At 58.8% G+C, this 16,890-nt stretch carries 20 protein-coding genes; 2 read left to right on the top strand and 18 right to left on the bottom strand.

The genetic code is table 11. The features are described from left to right. The 16 genes from ABLU86_RS11555 to ABLU86_RS11480 are packed head-to-tail and all read right to left on the bottom strand — an operon-like array spanning nt 1 to nt 13,486. Nucleotides 1-1,230 carry a beta-ketoacyl-ACP synthase gene (locus tag ABLU86_RS11555; RefSeq protein WP_348796275.1) on the bottom strand — a complete coding sequence of 410 codons (1,230 nt, stop codon included), beginning with the start codon at nt 1,228-1,230 and terminating at the stop codon, nt 1-3. Further along, nucleotides 1,227-1,958 carry a 3-ketoacyl-ACP reductase FabG2 gene (locus ABLU86_RS11550; RefSeq protein ID WP_348796274.1) on the bottom strand — a complete coding sequence of 244 codons (732 nt, stop codon included), beginning with the start codon at nt 1,956-1,958 and terminating at the stop codon, nt 1,227-1,229. The genes ABLU86_RS11555 and ABLU86_RS11550 overlap by 4 nt, the downstream gene beginning before the upstream one ends. After that, on the bottom strand, nt 1,955-2,431 hold the full coding sequence (locus tag ABLU86_RS11545) for a 3-hydroxy-fatty acyl-ACP dehydratase (RefSeq protein ID WP_015369293.1): 477 nt from the start codon (nt 2,429-2,431) through the stop codon (nt 1,955-1,957). The genes ABLU86_RS11550 and ABLU86_RS11545 overlap by 4 nt, the downstream gene beginning before the upstream one ends. Continuing rightward, nucleotides 2,428-3,597, bottom strand: coding sequence for a beta-ketoacyl-[acyl-carrier-protein] synthase family protein (locus ABLU86_RS11540; protein WP_348796273.1), 1,170 nt, complete (start codon nt 3,595-3,597; stop codon nt 2,428-2,430). Before ABLU86_RS11540 ends, ABLU86_RS11545 begins: the two co-directional genes overlap by 4 nt. Before the next feature lies 1 nt (nt 3,598). Then, the gene (locus ABLU86_RS11535; protein ID WP_348796272.1) at nt 3,599-4,183 is read right to left on the bottom strand and encodes a DUF3261 domain-containing protein; all 585 of its coding nucleotides are present in this window, start codon (nt 4,181-4,183) and stop codon (nt 3,599-3,601) included. Then, nucleotides 4,180-6,498, bottom strand: a complete 2,319-nt coding sequence (locus tag ABLU86_RS11530) for an MMPL family transporter (protein ID WP_348796271.1) — start codon at nt 6,496-6,498, stop codon at nt 4,180-4,182. The genes ABLU86_RS11535 and ABLU86_RS11530 overlap by 4 nt, the downstream gene beginning before the upstream one ends. Continuing rightward, a complete protein-coding gene (locus tag ABLU86_RS11525) occupies nt 6,467-7,072 on the bottom strand; it encodes an outer membrane lipoprotein carrier protein LolA (RefSeq protein WP_042895054.1) in 606 nt (201 codons plus the stop codon). Before ABLU86_RS11525 ends, ABLU86_RS11530 begins: the two co-directional genes overlap by 32 nt. After that, a complete protein-coding gene (locus ABLU86_RS11520) occupies nt 7,069-7,491 on the bottom strand; it encodes a thioesterase family protein (protein WP_015369298.1) in 423 nt (140 codons plus the stop codon). Before ABLU86_RS11520 ends, ABLU86_RS11525 begins: the two co-directional genes overlap by 4 nt. A 3-nt stretch (nt 7,492-7,494) precedes the next feature. Next, nucleotides 7,495-9,186 carry a glycosyltransferase gene (locus tag ABLU86_RS11515; protein WP_348796270.1) on the bottom strand — a complete coding sequence of 564 codons (1,692 nt, stop codon included), beginning with the start codon at nt 9,184-9,186 and terminating at the stop codon, nt 7,495-7,497. Beyond that, complete coding sequence (locus ABLU86_RS11510; RefSeq protein WP_117026028.1) at nt 9,177-9,530, bottom strand: beta-hydroxyacyl-ACP dehydratase; 354 nt, start codon at nt 9,528-9,530, stop codon at nt 9,177-9,179. Before ABLU86_RS11510 ends, ABLU86_RS11515 begins: the two co-directional genes overlap by 10 nt. Continuing rightward, the gene (locus tag ABLU86_RS11505; RefSeq protein WP_015703717.1) at nt 9,517-10,866 is read right to left on the bottom strand and encodes an AMP-binding protein; all 1,350 of its coding nucleotides are present in this window, start codon (nt 10,864-10,866) and stop codon (nt 9,517-9,519) included. Before ABLU86_RS11505 ends, ABLU86_RS11510 begins: the two co-directional genes overlap by 14 nt. Next, nucleotides 10,863-11,444 (bottom strand): hypothetical protein, encoded by a 582-nt coding sequence (locus ABLU86_RS11500; protein WP_125992418.1) that lies wholly within the window; start codon nt 11,442-11,444, stop codon nt 10,863-10,865. The genes ABLU86_RS11505 and ABLU86_RS11500 overlap by 4 nt, the downstream gene beginning before the upstream one ends. A 6-nt stretch (nt 11,445-11,450) precedes the next feature. Further along, nucleotides 11,451-11,702, bottom strand: a complete 252-nt coding sequence (locus ABLU86_RS11495; RefSeq protein ID WP_015369303.1) for an acyl carrier protein — start codon at nt 11,700-11,702, stop codon at nt 11,451-11,453. An 11-nt stretch (nt 11,703-11,713) separates the two neighbouring features. Then, nucleotides 11,714-11,971 carry a phosphopantetheine-binding protein gene (locus tag ABLU86_RS11490; protein WP_348796299.1) on the bottom strand — a complete coding sequence of 86 codons (258 nt, stop codon included), beginning with the start codon at nt 11,969-11,971 and terminating at the stop codon, nt 11,714-11,716. Further along, a complete protein-coding gene (locus ABLU86_RS11485; protein ID WP_032715236.1) occupies nt 11,952-12,767 on the bottom strand; it encodes a lysophospholipid acyltransferase family protein in 816 nt (271 codons plus the stop codon). The genes ABLU86_RS11490 and ABLU86_RS11485 overlap by 20 nt, the downstream gene beginning before the upstream one ends. After that, entirely contained in the window at nt 12,764-13,486 is a 723-nt protein-coding gene (locus ABLU86_RS11480; protein WP_046883655.1) for a beta-ketoacyl synthase chain length factor, read from the bottom strand. The genes ABLU86_RS11485 and ABLU86_RS11480 overlap by 4 nt, the downstream gene beginning before the upstream one ends. 338 nt (nt 13,487-13,824) lie before the next feature. Between ABLU86_RS11480 and ABLU86_RS11475 the strand changes: the two genes are divergently transcribed. Further along, the gene (locus tag ABLU86_RS11475; RefSeq protein WP_015369307.1) at nt 13,825-15,045 is read left to right on the top strand and encodes an MFS transporter; all 1,221 of its coding nucleotides are present in this window, start codon (nt 13,825-13,827) and stop codon (nt 15,043-15,045) included. A gap of 2 nt (nt 15,046-15,047) precedes the next feature. Here the strand turns inward: ABLU86_RS11475 and ABLU86_RS11470 are convergent, their stop codons facing one another. Together ABLU86_RS11470 and ABLU86_RS11465 are read right to left on the bottom strand one after the other, a co-directional pair. After that, entirely contained in the window at nt 15,048-15,605 is a 558-nt protein-coding gene (locus ABLU86_RS11470) for a DcrB family lipoprotein (protein ID WP_015369308.1), read from the bottom strand. A 73-nt stretch (nt 15,606-15,678) separates the two neighbouring features. Continuing rightward, on the bottom strand, nt 15,679-16,344 hold the full coding sequence (locus tag ABLU86_RS11465) for a 7-cyano-7-deazaguanine/7-aminomethyl-7-deazaguanine transporter (protein ID WP_348796269.1): 666 nt from the start codon (nt 16,342-16,344) through the stop codon (nt 15,679-15,681). Between the two features lie 207 nt (nt 16,345-16,551). Between ABLU86_RS11465 and tusA the strand changes: the two genes are divergently transcribed. Beyond that, a complete protein-coding gene (gene tusA, locus ABLU86_RS11460) occupies nt 16,552-16,797 on the top strand; it encodes a sulfurtransferase TusA (RefSeq protein ID WP_015703711.1) in 246 nt (81 codons plus the stop codon). The last annotated feature ends 93 nt before the right edge of the window (nt 16,798-16,890 follow it).

Genomic DNA, 16,890 nt, shown 5'->3' with positions numbered 1-16,890 from the left:
TCAGGACCAGCGCTGAATAATCATTGAGGTGTTAATACCGCCGAAGGCGAAGTTGTTACTCTGCAGGAATTCACAATCAATCTGGCGCGCTTCGCCCATGATGTGATCCAGTTCTCCGCAATTGGCGTCCGGATTATGCAAATTCAGCGTTGGCGCGAACCAGCCCTCGCGCATCATCTGCAGACTCATCCACGCTTCCAGCGCCCCGCAGGCGCCAAGGGTATGGCCGAAATAGCTTTTCAGCGAGGAGATCGGCACGCTATCGCCATAAATCGCCGCCGTCGCCTGGCTTTCGGCGATATCGCCGCGGTCGGTCGCGGTGCCGTGGGCCGAAATGTAGCCGATATCCCGGGCGCTCAGGCCTGCTATTTTTAATGATTGTTCCATGCAGATCTGCATGGTTTCACGCTGCGGTTGAGTGATATGCGCAGCATCGCAGTTGGTGGCGAAGCCGATGATTTCGCCGTAAATGGTCGCCCCGCGTGCTTTGGCGTGCTCCAGTTCTTCCAGAATGAGAGTACCGGCCCCTTCGCCAATCACCAGCCCATCACGCAGCACATCAAAGGGGGAGGGGGTAATGTCGGGCTGCTCATTGCGCTGGCTGGTAGCAAACAGAGTATCGAATACCGCGGCCTCCGACGGGCAAAGCTCTTCCGCGCCGCCGGCGACCATCACCGTTTGATAGCCGTGGCGAATCGCTTCCCAGGCGTAACCAATCGCCTGGCTTCCGGAGGTACAGGCGCTGGACGTCGGGATCACGCGGCCGCGCAGGCCAAAAAACAGGCCCGTATTGACGGCGGTGGTATGCGGCATCATCTGCACGTAGGTGGTAGCAGTAATATTATTGGTGTGCTTTTCCGTCAACATGGTGGCGAATTCGCTCATCGGGGCGGTACTGCCGGTTGATGAACCGTAGGCGATGCCGGTTTCGCCGTTACTCAGTATGGCATCGTCGATTAGCCCGGCCTGCTCCAGCGCCAGTTCAGTGGCGCGGGTGGAGAGCAACGATACGCGCCCCATCGCGCGAATGCGCTTGCGGGTATAGTGGTCGGGCAGGGTGAAATCATCGATCGGCGCGCCCAGCAGCGTATGCAGCCCGTCGTAAATACGCCACTCCGGCATGGCGCGTACGGCGTTTTTATATCTCTTCAGCCCCGCCGAGACATCCTGCCATTTTTCGCCAAATGCGGTGACGCCGCCCATCCCGGTAATGACCACACGGCGTGTCATAACATCCCTCCATTGATGGAAATGACCTGCCGGGTGACATAACCCGCCACATCCGACATTAAATAACTCGCCAGCCCCGCCACTTCTTCCGCCTGTCCCATGCGTTTCATCGGGATCATCGACATCGCCTCTTTCAACGCGGCCTCTTCCATTTCGATCATCCCGGTGTCGATAAGCCCGGGGGCGATGCAGTTCACGGTGATTTTGCGCTTCGCCAGCTCAATCGCCAGCGCTTTGGTGGCGCCGATGATCCCCGCCTTGGCGGCGCTATAGTTGACCTGACCGCGGTTACCCATCACGCCGGATACGGACGAGAGCGTGATGATACGCCCGCCCTGGCGTGCGCTAATCATCGGCATGATGCACGGATGAATGACGTTGTAGAAGCTGTCGAGGTTGGTGTGGATCACCGCGTCCCAGTCGTCTTCGCCGAGCGCCGGGAAGGCGCCGTCGCGGGCGATGCCGGCGTTGCTGACAATGCCGTACCACGCGCCGTGTTCGGCCATATCCTGCTCAAGGACTTCGCGGCACTGCGTGCGATTGGCGACGTCAAAGCTCAGCAGACGCCCCGCGCCGCCGGCGGCGGTAATCGCCTCCAGCGTCTGCTGCGCGCCTGACGCGTCGCGATGATAGTGGACGCCTACCATAAAACCGTCCGCCGCCAGCTGGTAGGCGATGGCGCGACCGATACCTTTGCTGGCGCCGGTAACCAAAACTGAACGACTCATTCTGACGCTCCTTGTTGAAATAGGGTGTTAAGTTCTGTTGGCGTTGGCTGGAAGGTATTAACCCTTCCGCTGGCCAGCAGGTCATCGTCCGCCATCACGGCGCCTTCGAAGCTAGCGAAACGCTCGTCTTGCATGAGCAGTTTAACGGTAATGGACAGTGCTTTGCCGCGCGGCAGGGAGCCGGCCGCGCAGACTAATTCTCGCGCGCCAAGCACCATACCTAATGAGATGGACGCTTGCCCTTTTTGCAGGCGGTGCCAGCCGGACCAGACGCCGACGGTTTGCGCCATTAATTCAAGGGCGAACCAACCGGGGAGATTGCCCTCGGCATCGAGAAATGGCGCCAGGACGCTATGGGGCGAGACCGTGACCCGGCAGGTCGCGGTTTCGTCGGTCACATTGACGACCTCTTCCAGCAGCAGCATCGGTGCATCGTGCGGTAGATAGTCGCCGGGCGATAAATAGTGGTTCATTGAATGCTCCCGAGCAGGATACTGGCGTTGTTACCGCCAAAAGCAAAAGAGTTCGACAGGATAATCGGTCGCGGCAACGGTAGGGGACGTTCGATAATCCCGCACGGCGGAAGGGTCGCGTCGCGCGGCGACTGGCTGAAGTCCTGCGCCGGCAGCAGCAGATTGCGTTGCAGGATCAGCATGCCGATGGCGGCTTCGGTGATCCCCGCCGCGCCCAGCGTATGCCCGGTCAGATGTTTGGTGGAGCTGCATGGCACCTGCTCGCCAAATAGCGCGTTGACGACGTGAGACTCTATCCGATCGTTCAGCGGCGTGGCGGTGCCGTGCAGGTTGATATAGCCCACCTGTTCAGGGGCGATGCCCGCATCGTCCAGCGCCTGCTGGATAGCGCGAATTGCCCCTTCTCCCTCAGGATGCGGGGCGGAAATATGCCAGGCGTCGCTGGACTCGCCGATACCCAGCAGCGCGATAGGCTGCGGCTCGCGGGTCAGCAGCATCAGCGCCGCCCCTTCGCCGATAGTGATGCCGCAGCGATCGCGGCCAAACGGCTGGCACTGAGTCGTGGAGAGCGACTCCAGGCTGTGAAAGCCGTTGATCGGCATTCGGCTGAGGGTATCCGCGCCGCCGACAATCGCCACATCCGCCAGCCCGGCTTCAATCAGTCGGCGTCCGCTGATAATGGCTCTGGCGCTGGATGAGCAGGCGGTTGACAGCGTAAATGCCGGGCCATCCAGCGCCAGCCAGTGGCTGAGAAAACGCGACGGGTCTCCCAGCTCCTGCTGCGGATATTGCCAGGCCGCGCTTTCCGCGCCGCTAAGGGTCAACGTGACGTGCGCGTCACCTTCGTCGAGCCCCGAGGTGCTGGTGCCAAGCACTACGGCAACGCGTTCACGCCCGTATTGGGCGATGGCGTCATCCACCTGCGGCTGAATTTGCGCCAGCGCCGCCAGCAGCAGTTGATTATTGCGTGAACGATGGGCGCTAAAGGTATCGGGAATGGCGGGTAATTCGCCGTCCACGCCCGCGAAAACCGCCTGCGGATGTCCCTGTAGCCACCCCTCGCGCGGGCGCATGCCGGGCGCGATACCGCGAGCCAGATTGGCGGCGACTTCATCATTATCGCGACCCAGCGCGTTAATCATGCCGACGGCAGAAATGTAGATCATCTCAGTCACCCAGGTATTGAATGGTGATGTGGTATTTAAAGACGTGCTGTTCGATGCTGATCGGCACGCGCTGGCCTTGGCGGTTGATATAGGTGATTTCGGTGACCAGCTTCCCGAGCGCGTTACGTAGTTCGCGTTTGTCGCCGCGCTCGGTCAACGTCCACCCTTTTGGCAACTGCGGCAGCCATGCGCTAACCGGCCAGTGGCTGAGCATCACATCGGCCAGCACCTGGCTGGCTGGCGGCAGTTGCGGAACCACCATCGACTGTTCAGCGCGCAGCCCTCTTTCATCATAGGTCACCAGGAACAGGCGGATACCGACGGACGACAGACCCGCCAGCGTGAGCTTTTTATCATCGGCATTGAGCATGACCAGCAGCGACTGGGTTTGGCCGTTGAAGCTGCCGGTGAGCAACTGTTGCGAGCTGATAGCCGGCGAGATGCCAGGCGGCGGTAACGTAACGCGCGTACCCGGTTCCAGCCACGCCTGCGGGCGGCCTTGCGGCTCCGGCTGCGAACGGCTGCAGCCGGCCAGCAATAAGGCGGCGAGTAGCGCGAAGGCGCGCCAGAATGATGGTCTTCTCATCGTCTCTTTTTCTCTTTTTTGGTCGGCATCGCTAACGGCGAAAGCAGGAAGGCGGCGAAAATGCCGCTTACCAAAACAATACCAAAACTGCTAATGGCCTGCGTGGCGCTAAACACCAGCATGCCGAGCGTCAATAAGGTGGTCATCATCGCCAGGGTGACCGCCAGCAGCGATGTCAGCGGCGTACCGCGCGGGTTGCTGAAAAACAGCGTGTAGTTAATGCCGATGCCCAGTACCAGCACCAGCGCCAGCAAGGAGAACAGGTTAACCGCGTGGCCGCTAAATGCCAGCACCGCCAGCCCGCATCCCAGCGACAATACCGACGGCACCAGGCTAACCAGCCCTTTGCGCCATCCAAGGCGGAGCATAGCGCCGCAGGCAATCACCGCCAGCGCAACGCCCAGCAGGCCGGTTAGAATGTGGCGGTAGAACGCGAACAGCTGGTCAAAATCGCTTTTGCGATCGACCCACGCAACGCCAGCCTGTTGTGTACTAAGCGTTTTTAGCGCCGCGCTGTCTTTCACGCCGCTCACCGGGACCAGTACGCCGCTTTCGCCATCCGGCAGCGTCAGCCACAGCAGTCGCCAACCTTCGCTGGCCGGGCTGGCAAGCCAGACGTCGACGGTCACTGGCATCGGGTTGAGATCGGGATCGATCGTTGCCAGTCCGGCGTGGTTCAGCACGTTACTGACGGTGGGCGCGGCGCGTTGCAGCAGGGCAAGATCCTGCTGTTGGCGAGCGAGTGAATTCAGGGGGATAGCGCGATATCCGCCGAGCAGGCCGTCGCTTTGCGCCTGCGTCAGCGCGGGCATAAATGCCTCCAGGCGCTGCAGCGTCTGCTGGGCCGTTTTGCCGTAAATCACAAACCACTTTTGATCGACGCTTTGCCCGGTGAGCGCGGTGATGGCTTTTTCCTGGGCCAGGATATCCTGCGGCAACGCCTGGAGCTGCGAAATATCATCATCCACCCGCAGCGTCGCGAGACCCGCCAGCGAGAACAGGGCCAGCGCGACGGGGAGGCCGATGGACAGCTTTTTATGGCGTCGCCAGGCGGCAAGCCAGCGTAACAACAATGCCATCGCCGGAACCGGGCGCACGGGAAGTCCACGGCACAACCATGGATGCCAGAAAATTACCGTCAGACACGAGGCGCTCAGGCCGACCGCCGCGAAGAGCGCCATCTGGCGAATCGCCGGAAAGGGGGCCAGCATCATAATCAGATAAGCCGCCACAGTAGTAAGTAGCGCCAGCAGCAACGCATGACGCACTTTGGCGAGGCTTTGCCACGGGGTTGATTCCGCGCCATGCACCATCCGTTCGGTCAGATAATAGAGCGTATAGTCGGCGGAGATGCCGATGATGCTCATGCTCATCACCAGGGTCATCAGATGCAGTTCGCCAAATAGCAGCAGCGTGACGACGGTGCCGGCCAGCGCGCCGATGGCGATGGAAATCAGGCACAGCAGCAGCGGGCGCAGCGAACGAAACGTCACGACGATCAGCAGGATCACGCCGAACAGCGTCGCCGCGCCGAGTGTAGAAATATCGTGCTTCGCCTGCTGACTGGCGTAATCGCTATAGAACACGGTGCCGCGCGACAGCAGCTGCGCCTGCGGATGCTGCGTTTTCCACTGCTTCTCCAGCTCGCCGAGCGTAGTGACCAGCCGGTGCGTTTGCTGCATATCGAATGAGGAACCCGCCAGTTCGCCATGCAACAGATACCAGAGGTTGCCCTGGGCATCTTTGGTCACCAGCCAGCCATCCTGCAGTTGCATCCGCTGGCCGCCTTTCGCCATCGCCAGCTGCGAGCCGCGCATCAGCATCAGCGGATCGTTTTGCAGTTCTTTGCCGCTGACGCCGGAAAATGCCGAATAGAGCTGTGAGAGGATCCATTGCGCCTGCGCTTCGCCGCCGTTTTGCAGGCGCGCGCGGGTAGCGGGGTCAATTAAACCGTTACGATGCTGCCAGAAAAAGGTCCCCCAGGCCTGCTGATTATCGGCATTGATTGGGCCTTTGACGTCTGCCAGCGCCTTCGAGGTTTGCAGCAGACGCAGCCAGTCGCCGGCCACCTGCGGGTCGGCCTGTTTACCGGGGCTGACCAGCCAGACCAGCTGGCGGTCAAGGCGCTGCATAAAACCGTCGTTCAGGCTGGGCGGGATTGCGCCAAGCGTCTGCTTCGGCAGCATCGCCAGTACGCTGCTGTTGAGCCGGGCCTGCGGCAGCAGCGCCAGCAGCGCGCCCGCCAGGAGAAGGCAGACGACGGCCCATAACAGCGCGGGGCGTTTACTGGGCGGCAAAGCGTTGGCGTTCGTCATCGGTCAGTTGCGCAGGCGTCAATTGGTGTTGGGAAAGCGTGATCTCGGTGCGATCGCCTTGCTTGTCGTTGAGCTGAATATGTTCCAGATAGTCTTTCCCGGCCAAATCGATGCGGGCAAAAATCTTATCCAGCGGCGTAGTGATGGGCGTCAGGCGCAGCGTCCACTGGCCTTCGCCTTTATCGGCAAATTCCACGTGGAAGTTATCTTCCAGAACTTTTCGATCCGCCTGGAACAACGCGCGCAGCAAATGGTTGAACTGGAACATCTGCGGATTGTTTTCGGCAGTAATGGTTTGCGGCGGCTGGCCGTTGATCGCCTGCACCATCCGTTTGTCATCCAGCAACAGCTGCATCGGGAATGGCGAGGTTTGATCCCACAGCAACCCCTTATCGCGGGCGATCAACATCTGCCCCTGGGATCGCAGCGGCTGCGGCAGATCCTTAATCGTGCGAACTTGATCGAAATGGGCGCGCACCACCGGCTGTTCGCTAAATTGTTTTTGCAGGTCATCAAGCGTCAGGGCGCTGACCAGCGGGCTGATAAACAGCCCTAACAGCAGCAGTAATCTCATGGCGTAACCCCCATGCGTTCAAACAGGATATCCGGGCTGACGAAACACATCTCGCGGCTGTTTTCATCCACCGCAACCTGGATGGTGTAGCCGGTGGTGGTGCGCTTGCCGCTATCGACATCAAAAATTTCGTAGCCAATGCGTAGGCGGTTCTCAAACTCTTCTATCCGCGCGCGCACGCGAATGCGCTGCTCGAAGGTGATAACGTCGCGGTATTTCACGCGGGTATCGACCACCGGCCACAAATAGCCTGAGGCTTTCATCTGCCGGTAGCCGTAGTTGAACTGGTTAAGCAGCGCCTCACGGGCAATTTCGAAGTAGCGGAAATAGTTGCCATGCCACACGACGCCCATCATATCGATGTCATGAAACGGAATAGTCAGCTCTACTTCAGCAGTAAAACGGGGATCGTTAAGCACCCTTTACTCCTTGTCTTTGGGATCCGGCAAACGCCAGAAATCGAAAAAGTTAAACCAGTCGAGCGGCGACTGCAGCGCGTAGTGTTCCAGCCGTTCGGCGTAGCGGTCGATGATGTGTTGCAATGCCTGTTGGCGATCGGCGCTCGGTAATAGCAGCGGGTCGGCGAACGGCTCGCAGTAAATGCGCAGTTTGCCCTGCTGGCGGAGAGCGAAAAGCAAATTAACCGGGCAGCGCAAAATGGCGGCGAGGATAAATGGCCCCTGCGGGAAGGGGGCGGCTTGCCCCATAAAACGGCTCCAGCAGACACGCCATTCGCCGCCACGCTGCGGGTTAACCGCAATACGGTCGCCGACAATCGCGATCCACTCGCCGCGATCCAGCTTTTCTTGCAACAGGATGGCGGTATCCGGGCCGATATCGTTCACCGGCATCAGGTTGAGCCCGGCCTGAGGGGCCATTTCCGTCATAATCTGTTTAAAACGTTGCGCATTTTCGCTGAATACCAGAGCGTTGATGGTTTTGCCGCCCTGTAGTTGCGCCAGCGCGCGGCAGGCTTCGACATCGCCGAGATGCGAAACCAACAGCAGCTTCCCCCGCGGATCGCTGATATTTAGCGTCTCCTCGGCGCCTGCGGTAAAAACCACGTCGCGGCCGAACTGCAATTCGCCGCGCCAGCTGGCGATTTTATCCAGCATCGCTTCGCCGAAGCGCTGGAAGTGCCGATAGCTGGTTAGCGTTGGCGGTATCGGCATCTGGCGAGCGGCGAACTGTTCGCGCACGCGGGTTATCCATTGTTGCGAAGCACGGCGGGCCGTCGCGGCCGTCAGCCAATACACGCCGACCACCGGATAAAGCAGCAGCGAGAACGCCTTGCGCCCCAGCAGCCGCCACACCAGTAGCATCAGGCGCATTCCCCATAATCCTTTTACCTCCTGCTGACGCGCCCAGTGCGGCGAGGCGCGGCGAAACAACAGCGAGGGGATCCGCGGCAGCATGCCGAGGAACAGACGCGTGTGCATCAGCGAGATGCGGCAGTTATCTTTGATGGCATCAAAATGCGACAAACCGTCCGGCGGGTAGGTCACGCGGGTTGGCACAAAATAGCTGGTATTTCCCTGCCAGTAGAGGCGCACCATCACTTCGGTATCAAAATCCATTCGCTGGCCGAGTGACACGCGCTGCGCCAGCTGTAGCGTTGGCGTCACCGGGTAGACGCGAAAACCGCACATGCTGTCTTTCAACTGCAGCGACAGCGTTTCAATCCATACCCAGACGTGGGTTATCCAGCGCCCGTAGAGGCGGGAACGTGGGATGGAGTCGTCGTAAATCGGTTGCCCGGAAATCAGCGCTTCGGGATGGGCCTGCGCCAGCGCCAACAGTTGCGGAATATCTTCGATGGCGTGCTGACCATCGGCATCGACCTGCACCGCGTGGCTGAACCCGGCTTGCGCTGCGGCCTGTAGCCCACGGATCACCGCTGCGCCTTTGCCCGCGTTCTGTGGTAAGCGGATTAAGGTCAGATTAGCGGTTTCCGCCGCCAGCCGCTCCAACTGCTGCCGCGTACTGCTATCGCTGCCGTCGTCCACCACGATGCAAGGCAGGCCAAAGGGCTGCAGGCGCGCCAGCACCTGCGGCATCATGGCGCCGTGGTTATAGCAGGGGATCAGCACGCAGGGAGAGAAAGCTAGCGGCATAAGCGAATTTTCCCGCTGCTGGCGGTGTGCCGGGTTTCACCGTCATGGCGCTGATAGTTAAAGGTCAGGGTCTGGCGCGCCTCCTGCCATGTCAGGGTGAGCGTGACGATCGCGCCCGGCAGCAGCGGCGACTGAAATTTCACGTTCTGAATGTCATGAAAGCGCCAGCCGGGCACGAGCAGGCGGGTGGCGTAATGCATCGCCCAATCGATCTGTGCGACGCCGGGTAGCAGCGGCTGCACGGCAAAATGGCCGCGAAACCAGAATAGCGCCGGGTCGAGAGAGAGCACGATTTCAACCCGATCGGCTTGCGGCTGACGGCGCTCAATTTCATGGGGCTTCATGAAATAACTCCTGTAATTGCGCGTAGACACGCTTATTCATGCTATTAACGGGGATCTCGTCAACCACCCGCCAGTAGCGAGGGATGGCCACAGGTTCCAGCGAGGCGCGCAGCGCTTTCCGCCATTGTAATTCCTGGCTTTTCCCCCAGCGGCGGCGGGCGTCATGATCGAGCACTAACAACGCGCCAACGCTCTGGCGGCTGCCGCGGGTAATCGGCAGGACGGCGGCCTCAAGAATGCCATCCAGTTGCAGTAACCGGTATTCCACTTCGCTTAGTGAAATGCGCTTCTCTTCAATTTTCACTACCCGGTCGCGACGGCCTGCCAGCTGGAATTGACCGCTTTCATTGAAATGCAAAATATCATCGATAACCAGGCCGTTATCGTCGGCGATAAGCGGCGAAAATAGACGAATTGTGTTGCCCTGCGGCTGAAAGCGGATGCCGGGGAACGGCTGCCACGGCGCATTATCCTGCAGGCGCTGGCGGCAGGCGATAACCCCGCTTTCCGTGCTGCCGTAGATTTCATCCGGCCAGGTATTGAACCAGTTAGCGGTGTGCACGGCATCCTGCCAGGGCAGCTTGCCGCCGGCGGACAAAATCATCGCGACCGGCGGCGGGATAAGCCGATAGTCGAGACGTTTGAGAAAAGCCGGGCTACTGATAAACAAATAATGATGATCATGGCTTAATGCCGCCAGCTGCTCGGCGTACTCAATCATCGCCGCGTGCAGCGGCAACCCCAGCGCCATTGGCAGGAACAGACGGAACGTCAGGCCGTACAAGTGCTGCGGCGCGACCGATGCCACTACCCGACTGCCTGTCAGGCGCCCGGCATAGTGCGCGGCTATCAGCGCCGCCTCGCGGTCGAGACTCTTAACGGGCTTACTAATTCGCTTTGGTTCACCGGTAGAACCGGAGGTAAAAAGCTCAATGCAGGCGTTATCGCCGATCGCCGGGAACGCGTATTCGTGGGATGCGGTCGCCATGGCGGACTGGATAACCCGCAGCGGCCCGCGCCATGGCAGCGTCTTATCGCTCAGGATGCCGTCGAAAAGCGCTCGCTGTTCGTGTAATAACGCCGCTCGGCTATGGCCAGGAAGCACTGGCGTTTTCCCCGCATGCAGCGTGGCCAACAGCGCGACCAAAAACAGGTAGCTGTTGTCAAAACAGAGCGCCCAACGCTCGCCTGGCTGTTGTTGCAGGTTGTTAAGCAGGTGAGCGACATCATAGCGCAGATGCGCCAGCGTCCAGCTGTGCGCTTCCTGCCACGCAATCAGCGTTTGCGGCGGACGCGGGGCGCTGAGCCACTGGGCCAGCGTGAGGGGCTGCATCATGGTTTATCTCGTTTAATCACCCGCTGGCGCACCAGCCACTCTCCGGCCATCAACATGCCCATCAGCAGATAGGAAATCATGCCGTTCCACGCCGTCCATAGCGACATATCGTCGTATAACGCGGTAACCAGCGCTATACCGCCGTTGCCGATGAAAAAGGCGCACCAGATTTGGGTGACCCGGCGGGTGTAGCGCACGGCTTGCTCAGAAAGAACCGGGTCCCGCAACCGCGCCAGGCGCTCGACTACAGGCATACTTGACCACAGCGAACCGCCAAACACCGCCAGCATCACGCCGCTCACCACCACCGGGTAAAATAGCAGTAGCTGATGGGTCTTTAGCAGGTAGCTGGCAATGCACAGCGTCATGCCGGCTACCGCAACGATCTGAGTGACCACGCTCAACGGCCCTGACTGTCGCCGGGTCTGGCGAAAGCGTAAAAACAGCAGTAGCGCCATTAGCGGCAACAGCCATGGCAGGCTGTTATGCGCGAGGCCAAACCAGATCAAAAATGGCCAGGTCAGCAGTAATAACCCCGTCATAATTGAAACGACCGGCAGCGAGCGGATGCCCGACACGGTGAATTACGCTTCTTTCAGCAGGCGATCCGCCGCATCGACCACGTCCTGCACGGTGCGTACGGTTTTAAAGTCTTCTGGCTTGATTTTCTTGCCGATTTTCTTTTGTAGATGGACGATCATGTCGATGGCGTCGATGCTGTCCAGTTCGAGGTCTTCGTACAGGCGGGCCTCAGGTTTAATATCCTGCGGATCGATTTCAAACACCTTCACCAGCAGCGCGGAGACTTCTTCGTAAATAGCTTTTTGTTCGGTCATAACGGTTCTCCTCAGGCACGCTGCGCTTGAATAAAGGATGCCAGCATGGCGACGGAAAAGAAGTGCTGGCGCATCTCTTCGCTTTCTGCCGACAGCACCACGCCGTACTGTTTTTTCACCGCCAGACCCAGCTCCAGCGCATCGATGGAGTCCAGACCCAGACCATCGCCAAACAGCGCGGCATCGGTGTCGATATCATCAGCGGACAACTCGTCCAGGTTCAATGTACTGATAATCAGATTTTTAATTTCAAGATAGAGCGCTTCCATCATTAATTCCTGTTTCAGGCGCAACGCCTGATTCTAATTTAAGCAAAATATGCCGGTTTAACTGCCGTGCGGCCAGCGCCGGTTCTTGTGTGTTGGCATCGTAAAATTGGTCTATTCGTAGCCGTTCTCCGACTTCAACGGTAAATAACGGCTTCGTTCGCGGCGGGTCGTACCATTTGCTCTGTTTGCCCAGCATATGCTCGGTACAGCGGATAACGACGACGCGTAAATCGCTGCCGCAGCGCACGGCGATATTGGCCGCGCCGCGCTGCAGCTGCATTTTTTCTCCCGGCACCGTTCGGGTTCCTTCCGGGAAAATCAAAATAGTATCGCCCTGCTGTAAGCGTTGCCGACTGGCCGGAAGCAGGGTATCGGCGCGATCGTTAATCAAATAATCCGCCGCGCGGATCACGCCGCTGACAAATGGGTTTTTCAGCAACGCGCTTTTCACCAGGCAGTCGGTTTCCGGCATCACCGAGGCCAGCATCACGTAGTCGATGAGGCTGGGATGATTAGCGACCACCAGGCAACCGCGCTCCTGACGTAAAATCTCGCGCCCTTTAATCTGGTAGTCCAGTACGCCGACGGCTTTCACGACGTTAAGAAAAACGCGAAAGCTGGCGGAAATGCTGCGCCGCGCGAGATGACGACGGCGGGTGCTATCGCGCACTACGATCAGCAGCAGATTGAACCAGATCAGTGACAGCAGCAGCCCACCGACGCCAAACAGTGCGAAACAGAATCCGGTCATCGCCGCGCGCCACAGGCGATTTAACCGTTGGAAAAGCGGCGTCATGCGCGGCTCCAGCGCCACTGCACGCGCTCGCCGGGCAGGGTGAACGTACGGGAATTCTGCAGATAGTGCCGTAAAAACAGCAGGCTTTGCGGTAGGGGGCTTTCAGGAACGGCATCATGGCGCTCGGCCTGGCACTGCCATTCGCCGCCGGACTCAATAACCCAGGCCGTCGCATAGGGCCAGGTCGGCATAGCCGTCGGCAGCTGCGAATGGTAAAACTCCGGCAGAAAACCATCAAAATCAACCATCAACACGCGTTGATAACCTGCCTGCAGAAGCCCCATGACTTCGTATAATCCCTGCTGGAAAGTGTCGCGCCCGGCAGAAAGCGATGATGATACAATGGGTTTTTTCGCCGCAATCGTCAGATTACCAACGGCGGAATTATGTACCGATAAGGCGAAATCGGTAGGCGAAACCGCTTGCTCCATCGCCAGGGCGTGGAGGATCCGATAGTTGCGCTCTAGTTCGCCGTGACGGCTGGTATAGAGAACGGCGTCGATCTCATGGCGGCGCAGCATCGCCAGCCCGCACTCAACCGCCAGCTTGCTGCCGGAGCTAAGTCGGCGAGCGGTCATCATTGGCAGTTCGTTGAGTTTGGCCGCCGGGGCCGCCGGATCGATGGCGTGTGAATCCCGTGACCATTGCTGCCACTGCTCGGCTTCGCAAAGCCCAGGCGCTCTCGCCTGCCAGTCGATTATGTTCAGGGTAAAATTCATCTACGCGCGTCCGCGGTAAGCCTGTAGTTCTATGATCGCGACGTTTATAGAACCCGAAACCCGGCGATAACCATCACGAAGCCGTTAATTGGGGGCTTTGCAACCGAAAATCAGCCTCGCCAGCTAAGGGTGACGCCAAGCATATCCGCAGCGCAAAACTTTGCGATGAGATAATGCTGTATTTTCGGTATTTTCACCGCTTAGTGCAATTTATTGCGTTAATCTCCCCATAAAGGATGATAATTCCGCTGAATAGATGGCGCCAATAGCGGGAACTGCAATTACCGACCGGACATGGTAAATAGTAGATATCTGTTGCCAATATCTGGTGGAACCTGATGCCCGAACCCGTCGCCGAACCGGCGCTCAATGGACTGCGCCTTAATCTGCGGATTGTCTCCGTCGTTATTTTCAACTTTGCCAGCTATCTCACTATCGGCCTGCCGTTGGCGGTTCTGCCGGGCTACGTTCACGATGTGATGGGTTTTAGCGCCTTCTGGGCCGGGCTGGTGATTAGTCTCCAGTATTTCGCCACGCTGCTGAGCCGACCGCACGCCGGGCGCTACGCCGATCTGCTCGGGCCGAAAAAGATTGTCGTTTTCGGCCTGTGCGGCTGCTTCCTGAGTGGTTTGAGCTACCTGCTGGCAGCCTGGAGCAGCAGCTGGCCACTGCTGAGTCTGCTGCTGTTATGCCTTGGACGAGCGATCCTCGGCATTGGCCAGAGCTTTGCCGGCACGGGGTCGACGCTATGGGGCGTAGGCGTTGTCGGCTCGCTGCATATCGGGCGGGTGATTTCGTGGAACGGCATTGTGACCTACGGCGCGATGGCGATGGGCGCGCCGCTGGGCGTGCTGTGCTATTCATACATTGGCCTCAGCGGCCTGGCGATGGTCATTATGGCGGTTGCTCTGGTGGCTATCATTTGCGCGCTACCGCGAACGGCGGTGAAGGCAACGAAAGGGAAAGCGATGTCATTTCGCGCGGTGCTGGGCCGGGTTTGGCCTTACGGCATGGCGCTGGCGTTGGCTTCTGCCGGCTTTGGGGTTATCGCGACCTTTATTACCCTGTTTTATGACGCGAAAGGCTGGGACGGCGCGGCCTTTGCGTTAACGCTGTTCAGCTGCGCGTTTGTCGGCACGCGGCTGCTTTTTCCCAACGGTATTAACCGCCTCGGCGGCCTGAACGTGGCGATGCTCTGTTTTAGCGTGGAGGTTATTGGCCTGCTGCTGGTGGGCTTTGCACAAACGCCGCTGATGGCGAAAGTCGGGACTTTCCTCACCGGCGCGGGTTTCTCGCTGGTCTTCCCGGCGCTGGGCGTGGTGGCGGTAAAAGCCGTGCCGCAGCACAATCAGGGCTCGGCGCTGGCGACCTATACCGTATTTATGGATTTGTCGTTGGGGATAACCGGGCCGCTGGCCGGGCTTTTGATGGCGTGGACCGGGATACCGGCGATTTATCTGGCGGCGGCAGGGTTGGTGATGGCCGCGCTACTGTTGGGCTGGCGGTTAAAAAAACGGCCCCCGGTGGCTGAACCGGAGGCCGCTGCATCAGGGCAATAAAATTAGTTAATGACCAGCGTGTTGACGATGCTTTCCGCTTCGGTCTGCGCCTGCTGCTGGTTGTCCGCTGGCAGAGTGACCTGCAGGGTCAGCAGCTTGTCATCGATCTTACCGAGCAGTACGGAAGACCACGCGGTCTGACCTTTGGCGGAGATAATGCTGTCCAGTTGCTGTAAGGTGTGGCCTTTAATCTCAATCGATTTGTTAGACACAACCTGCAGCTGCGGGTCGCGGCTGCGCTGCTGATCTTCCAGACGTTTGGACAACACCGCCAGATCTTCATTAGTGTTGTCGCCGACAATCACAATCACCGCTTTCTGGCCGGTGGCGTCAGAATAGACATGCATATTGTTGGCCTGGGTACCGAGCTTACCGCTCTGGTCGGCCATGCCCGCGGGCAGAGTGAAGCTCAGTTTACCATCCAGCAGGCTAATCGCCTGGCCGCTGGTATTGCTCTCTGCTGCCGCCCCGACGGTCGGCGCTTTTGAATCGCTGTTATCACAGGCCGCAAGCCCCATAACCAGCAGGCCAATACCGACATATTTAACCAAATTGCGCATTGACATCTTCCTTTCGATAAACGGCCATTAACGGCTCATCCGGTTATCTTATCACAACCGTTAGCGAGTACCTTTAACCTGGCTGCAATGCCGACAAATCAGATTTATCCGCCAGTTTTTTCAACAGCATATTCAACAGCACGCCGTACATCGGCAAGAAGAAGACAATGCTGATAAGCACTTTGAAGCAGTAGTCGACCATGGCGATTTCTCCCCAGTGGGCGGCCATAAACGGATCCGGGCTGCGCCAGAAGGCGATGAAGAAGAAGGCCAGGGTATCGCTGACGTTACCGAACAGGGTCGACGCCGTCGGCGCCAGCCACCAGCGACGATTCTGACGCAGGCGGTTGAAAACGTGGACGTCGAGAATTTGCCCCAGCGCATAAGCCATAAAGCTGGCGGCGGCGATACGGGCGACGAACAGATTAAAGGTGCCCAGCGCGGCAAAGCCCTGCCATTCGCCCATATAAAACAGCGCCGAAATGCCATAGGAAATAATCAGCGCCGGGAGCATCACCGCGAAGATGATGCGTCGCGCCAGCGGGGCGCCGAAAATGCGCACCGTCAGATCGGTGGCGAGAAAAATAAAGGGAAAACTGAACGCCCCCCAGGTGGTATGGAAACCAAAAATGGAGATCGGCAGCTGGACCAGATAGTTGCTGGAGGTGATCACCAGCAGATGAAATAGCGAAAGCCAGACGAGCGCTTTCTTACGCTGTACGGTAGTAAAGGGATTCATATTGTGACCTTTTTATGTCCGTCATGCTTCATACCAATGAAGGAATCGGGAGCGGAACGTTGGGGTGAGGGAACCCAATTAAAAACGGCTGCATGATACTGCGTTGCGAGCGTAATGCAATGGTTGTTTTTCGCGCAAACGTTAACCTGGCTTGCGTACTGGCGAAGTGGGGGTAAACTAGGGCCGTTTTGTTGAAGTGAGATAAAAATGAGCGAACTTTTTTCCAGTCCTGACCATACGCTGGACGCCCTTGGGCTCCGCTGCCCGGAGCCGGTGATGATGGTGCGTAAAACCGTGCGTACCATGCCGGTGGGCGAGACCCTGCTGATTATTGCCGACGATCCGGCCACCACCCGCGATATCCCCGGTTTTTGCCTCTTTATGGAGCATGAGCTGGTGGCGCAGGAAACCGAAGCCCTGCCGTACCGCTACCTGATCCGCAAAAGCCACTGAATCCGCGTTATCCGGGCTACCCAACGGCCCGGAACCGTAGCCCTGCTAAGCGCAGCGCGAGCAGGGAATACCCCCGGATGGCGGCGCGTTGCG

Source organism: Klebsiella sp. JN_Kp121, assembly GCF_040062145.1.
GTDB lineage: Bacteria > Pseudomonadota > Gammaproteobacteria > Enterobacterales > Enterobacteriaceae > Klebsiella > Klebsiella aerogenes.
This window is presented reverse-complemented; position numbering and strand designations above follow the sequence as displayed.

Bases quoted from the DNA above. Each gene is read 5' to 3' on its own strand.
- tusA (WP_015703711.1), top strand. From the start codon at position 16,552: ATGAGCGAACTTTTTTCCAGTCCTGACCATACGCTGGACGCCCTTGGG.
- ABLU86_RS11475 (WP_015369307.1), top strand. From the start codon at position 13,825: ATGCCCGAACCCGTCGCCGAACCGGCGCTCAATGGACTGCGCCTTAAT.
- ABLU86_RS11510 (WP_117026028.1), bottom strand. From the start codon at position 9,530: ATGAAGCCCCATGAAATTGAGCGCCGTCAGCCGCAAGCCGATCGGGTT.
- ABLU86_RS11530 (WP_348796271.1), bottom strand. From the start codon at position 6,498: ATGACGAACGCCAACGCTTTGCCGCCCAGTAAACGCCCCGCGCTGTTA.
- ABLU86_RS11505 (WP_015703717.1), bottom strand. From the start codon at position 10,866: ATGATGCAGCCCCTCACGCTGGCCCAGTGGCTCAGCGCCCCGCGTCCG.
- ABLU86_RS11550 (WP_348796274.1), bottom strand. From the start codon at position 1,958: ATGAGTCGTTCAGTTTTGGTTACCGGCGCCAGCAAAGGTATCGGTCGC.
- ABLU86_RS11555 (WP_348796275.1), bottom strand. From the start codon at position 1,230: ATGACACGCCGTGTGGTCATTACCGGGATGGGCGGCGTCACCGCATTT.
- ABLU86_RS11525 (WP_042895054.1), bottom strand. From the start codon at position 7,072: ATGAGATTACTGCTGCTGTTAGGGCTGTTTATCAGCCCGCTGGTCAGC.
- ABLU86_RS11465 (WP_348796269.1), bottom strand. From the start codon at position 16,344: ATGAATCCCTTTACTACCGTACAGCGTAAGAAAGCGCTCGTCTGGCTT.
- ABLU86_RS11545 (WP_015369293.1), bottom strand. From the start codon at position 2,431: ATGAACCACTATTTATCGCCCGGCGACTATCTACCGCACGATGCACCG.
- ABLU86_RS11485 (WP_032715236.1), bottom strand. From the start codon at position 12,767: ATGACGCCGCTTTTCCAACGGTTAAATCGCCTGTGGCGCGCGGCGATG.
- ABLU86_RS11495 (WP_015369303.1), bottom strand. From the start codon at position 11,702: ATGACCGAACAAAAAGCTATTTACGAAGAAGTCTCCGCGCTGCTGGTG.
- ABLU86_RS11540 (WP_348796273.1), bottom strand. From the start codon at position 3,597: ATGATCTACATTTCTGCCGTCGGCATGATTAACGCGCTGGGTCGCGAT.
- ABLU86_RS11480 (WP_046883655.1), bottom strand. From the start codon at position 13,486: ATGAATTTTACCCTGAACATAATCGACTGGCAGGCGAGAGCGCCTGGG.
- ABLU86_RS11470 (WP_015369308.1), bottom strand. From the start codon at position 15,605: ATGCGCAATTTGGTTAAATATGTCGGTATTGGCCTGCTGGTTATGGGG.
- ABLU86_RS11490 (WP_348796299.1), bottom strand. From the start codon at position 11,971: ATGGAAGCGCTCTATCTTGAAATTAAAAATCTGATTATCAGTACATTG.
- ABLU86_RS11515 (WP_348796270.1), bottom strand. From the start codon at position 9,186: ATGCCGCTAGCTTTCTCTCCCTGCGTGCTGATCCCCTGCTATAACCAC.
- ABLU86_RS11535 (WP_348796272.1), bottom strand. From the start codon at position 4,183: ATGAGAAGACCATCATTCTGGCGCGCCTTCGCGCTACTCGCCGCCTTA.